Annotated in this window: 6 protein-coding genes; 5 read left to right on the top strand and 1 reads right to left on the bottom strand. The window is 34.0% G+C overall.

All coding sequences use genetic code 11. From position 1 onward, the window contains the following. On the top strand, positions 1 to 631 hold a 631-nt coding region (locus J3U67_RS08320; protein ID WP_267391644.1), incomplete at its 5' end, for an RHS repeat-associated core domain-containing protein. A 75-nt stretch (positions 632 to 706) separates the two neighbouring features. Further along, the gene (locus tag J3U67_RS08325) at positions 707 to 1,702 is read left to right on the top strand and encodes a tetratricopeptide repeat protein (RefSeq protein WP_267391645.1); all 996 of its coding nucleotides are present in this window, start codon (positions 707 to 709) and stop codon (positions 1,700 to 1,702) included. 22 nt (positions 1,703 to 1,724) lie between these two features. Here the strand turns inward: J3U67_RS08325 and J3U67_RS08330 are convergent, their stop codons facing one another. Then, on the bottom strand, positions 1,725 to 1,877 hold the full coding sequence (locus J3U67_RS08330; RefSeq protein ID WP_267391646.1) for a hypothetical protein: 153 nt from the start codon (positions 1,875 to 1,877) through the stop codon (positions 1,725 to 1,727). A 9-nt stretch (positions 1,878 to 1,886) separates the two neighbouring features. On the opposite strand from J3U67_RS08330, the gene J3U67_RS08335 reads away from it, so the two are divergent. From J3U67_RS08335 to J3U67_RS08345, 3 genes are all read left to right on the top strand, one after another. Beyond that, complete coding sequence (locus J3U67_RS08335; RefSeq protein WP_267404734.1) at positions 1,887 to 2,552, top strand: RHS repeat domain-containing protein; 666 nt, start codon at positions 1,887 to 1,889, stop codon at positions 2,550 to 2,552. A 342-nt stretch (positions 2,553 to 2,894) separates the two neighbouring features. Further along, the gene (locus J3U67_RS08340; RefSeq protein ID WP_267404737.1) at positions 2,895 to 3,077 is read left to right on the top strand and encodes a hypothetical protein; all 183 of its coding nucleotides are present in this window, start codon (positions 2,895 to 2,897) and stop codon (positions 3,075 to 3,077) included. A 109-nt stretch (positions 3,078 to 3,186) separates the two neighbouring features. Beyond that, the gene (locus tag J3U67_RS08345; RefSeq protein WP_267391649.1) at positions 3,187 to 3,405 is read left to right on the top strand and encodes a hypothetical protein; all 219 of its coding nucleotides are present in this window, start codon (positions 3,187 to 3,189) and stop codon (positions 3,403 to 3,405) included. The last annotated feature ends 538 nt before the right edge of the window (positions 3,406 to 3,943 follow it).

Here is a 3,943-nt window from a genome sequence, read left to right on the forward strand (position 1 = left end):
ATTTGGCAACAGCGAACTGGATGCAAATAACCAAATCACCATGAACCTGAGGTTTCCGGGACAGTATTACGACGAAGAGACCGGACTAACGTATAACTATTTCAGGGATTACGACGCGAAGACGGGGAGATATATTCAGAATGACCCGATAGGGTTGAATGGTGGTATAAATATTTATGAATATTCCTACTCGAACCCTTTGAATTTTATTGATTTTTATGGATTGGCTGGTAGAGGTGGTCGTCAAAATAGTAAAGGGGAAAGAAATAGAACTAAGAATTCACATGGAACTGATAATCCGTATAAACATTGGAGGTTAGATAAAAAAAATCCAGGAAAAGTTTTTGAGTTTGATCAATGGGGCAAAAAGAAACGTAGTGTAGAAAAGCCCGAAGATTGGGATGAATATAAAAATGAAGATGGTAGCAATAGAAAAAGGCCAAAAAAAGGTCAAAGCTGTGATAAACCAGAAAATGAAGGTGAACAAAACGAACAATCAACTTCTAAAACAGGAATTATATTAGGAACTGTCGCGGTAGTAGGTGGAATTATATGTATAATGATGGAGCCATGTGGAGTTGTAGCAGGGGGAGTTGTTGCAACAGGGGCAACAGTTAGTGTGCTCCAGTAAATATCTAAATTTACAAATATCAGGCTACAACTTCAACTATAAGTATTGTGGCCTGACAAACAAAAGAGGTTTATTGTGAAAATTTATAGTGAAAAAAAGTTGAGTCAGCTTGAAAGTATTGCCTCTAAGGCTGAAATACAAAAACATTATAAAAAATCATTTTCTATCAACTATATGCTGGCTAGGAATAAGGTGGCTTCTAGCATGTGGGAAATAGGCCGTATGTTTGGTAATTCCGAGTTTCTGAGTCAAAACCTAAATAAAGCACTAATTTGGGAAGCAAATGCAAATTTAGAAGATAATAGTTATTTATCTAATATTGCAGTAACTTATCGACAGATGGGAGATTTGCAAGCTTCGAAATATATATTATACCGTGCTTTAAAAGAAGGAGATGATGAGGCTGCATTAGATTTAGCTAAATTGTATAATATAAGTAAAAAAGAACATAAAAGAGTAAGAAGATTACTTAATGTGGTTTTAAACAGTAGGGATGTTTCTGATTATGCTATAGAAGAAGCACACCATATTATGAAAAATATTAATATTAAAAAAAATAATATTAAAAAAAATGTAAGTATAGGAAAAGCCACAAAGTTGAACAATAAAATTTTTGGAAAACTGATTTGTGCAGAGATAAATTTTAATTTAGAGAATTATGAAAAATCCTATCGACAATTTATAAAATTAGCTAACGAGAATAAAAGTTATACAGCGATGGATTATTTGGGAAGAATATACCAATATGGATTAGGTGTTGAATTGAATTATAAAAATAGTATTTTTTGGTATAAAAAAGCAATTCGTGCAGGGAGCGTTGATAGTTTATTAAATTTGGCTTATTTATATAGGGATACACAAAAACTGGATTTGTACTATACTTATTTAAAACAAGCTAAAAATCATGGTAGCGATAGAGCTACTTTGTTGTTGGCAAAATTATTCAATATTTCCGAAAAAGAAAATTTAAAAGTAAAAAAATTTCTAAAACAAGTTCTTAAAAGTAAAACATCAACTATAGATCTAATTTATGAAGCAAAATCTTTATTAAAACAATTATCACATAAATGATTAATTTTATGATGAAAATTAATCATTCGAGAGACTGAGTAAACTCAGCAACGACAGCGGAGAAATAGCCAGCTACCAATACGACCCATTTGGCCGGCGTATCAGCAAAACCGTAAATGGCAAAACCACCTACTACATCTACAACAGCGAAGGGCTGATAGCCGAACTGGATCAAACAGGACGGATGCAAGTAGCGTACGGTTGGGCACCAGACAGCGACTGGGGTACCAGCACCTTATGGCAGGCCAATCTAAATGAAGGCCAAACCCTAAAAAATGCCAGCTATCACTACCTAATAACAGATCATCTTGGCACCCCACAACTAGCAATAAACAGTGCAGGAGAACAGAGCTGGAAGATTACCAGTGATGCGTTTGGCAACAGCGAACTGGATGCCAATAACCAAATCACCATGAACCTGAGGTTTCCGGGACAGTATTACGACGAAGAGACCGGACTGTCGTACAACTACTTCAGGAATTACGACGCGAAGACGGGGAGATATATTCAGAGTGACCCGATAGGGTTAGCAGGAGGAGTAAACACGTATGGGTATGTAGGTGGAAATCCGCTGGTATATAGTGACCCAACTGGGGAGTTGGCTCAAGTAATAGTTCCAGTATTAATAGGAGCCACTATTTTAAGTGCATGTGTAGTGTCACCAGCATGTAATAAATTTGTAAGTGATTCATTGTATGGGTTATATCAAAATATAAAAAATCGAAATAAAGAATTAGGATCACTTCCATCAATTGCTATCTTAAACAAAACTAAAAATAAAAGAAAAAAGGAAAAAGAGTGTAATGAAGTAGATATCGATTTAAATAGTAGTTCTAATTCTCCTAATTGAGATTGTGATCCTAAAGACTCTGATTGCAAAAGAGAATTTAAAAAACGAATTTCAAAGCAATCAGGTAAAGAAGTTGCTGACGATACTCCCGACTGGGCAAGAGGAAAACCACCATATAAAGATGAAACTCCTGAGCAATATGCTATTAGATTAATTAAAGAAAAATATGGGAAAGATACAGTTTTACCAAAATCAAAGAAAGGTTCGGGATCAGAGTATAGTCAAATTAAAAAAGCATGGAGAGGTTATAAATAGACTATAATTTAAAATAGTTAATTAATTTACATTTAAAGTCTAATTAAAATAGACGGTAGTAAATTTAATTTAATAAGGATTATTTTAATGATTTCAGTATTTCAGTTATGTTATGAAACTTATTCTTATCATGGTGATAAACAAATAGCCCTTGAGTCTCCTGATTCAGAAGATTTTGATGCTGAGATAAGCCAAATATTAGGGGTTTATAGTACTTATGAAATAGCTTTGGAAAGAAAAAAATTTTTCGAAATTTTATTATCTAAGTAATTTAAGAAGACTAGAGATTTATGAAATTTCTTTAGATGCAGATTGGTGGCGTGGAGGTTTTGTCACAATATAAATAATCTAATAATAAAACTTTTAAATGGTAATAAAAATGATAGAAAACAAAGTTTATACATTAATTCACGCTAAAGAGACAAAACAAAATGGTTTAACACAATTCGAAATTGGCACTTTTTCCTCATTAGAAAGAGCACTTGAAGAAAAAAAGAAACGGGAGAATGTATCAGGTTTTAAAGATTATCCTAAAGGTTTTAGAATAGAAGTGTTTATAATCGATAAAGATTTTTGTCATGAAATCATTTATCTGTAGGCAAAAATTTATTAGTTTAACCGATGGGACCGCTTAGCTCTGGTAAAACTAAAATAGAAAGACCAGAGCAGCGGCCAGATTTTACAGAATAATGCCAATTACAATTGAATTGGCAGCTCCAGATGATTTGGAAAATGACTGTTCAATTAGCAGAATTAATTGATTAAATGGGAGAAAGAAAAGAATAGATCAATGATTTAACCTATACCAGCAATGACCAGCTATTGATCCATATGGCATTAGCACTATCAAAACTGCAAAAGGCAAATCCATATGCTACATCTACAGTAGCGTACGGCTAGGAACAGACTGTGATAGGGATATCAGCCATTGCGGCAGGCCAGCATAAACGAAGGTCAAAAACCAAATTAGCAACCTATCACTATTTAATAACAGACCATCTAGGCACCCCATAACGAGCAATAAACAGTGCAGGAGAACAAAGCTGGAAAATTAACAGTGATGCATTTGGCAACAGCGAACTGGATGCAAATAACCAAATCACCATGAACCTGAGGTTTCCGGGACAGTATTACGA

This window comes from Snodgrassella sp. B3837, from assembly GCF_026535955.1.
Classification (GTDB): Bacteria; Pseudomonadota; Gammaproteobacteria; order Burkholderiales; family Neisseriaceae; genus Snodgrassella; species Snodgrassella alvi_E.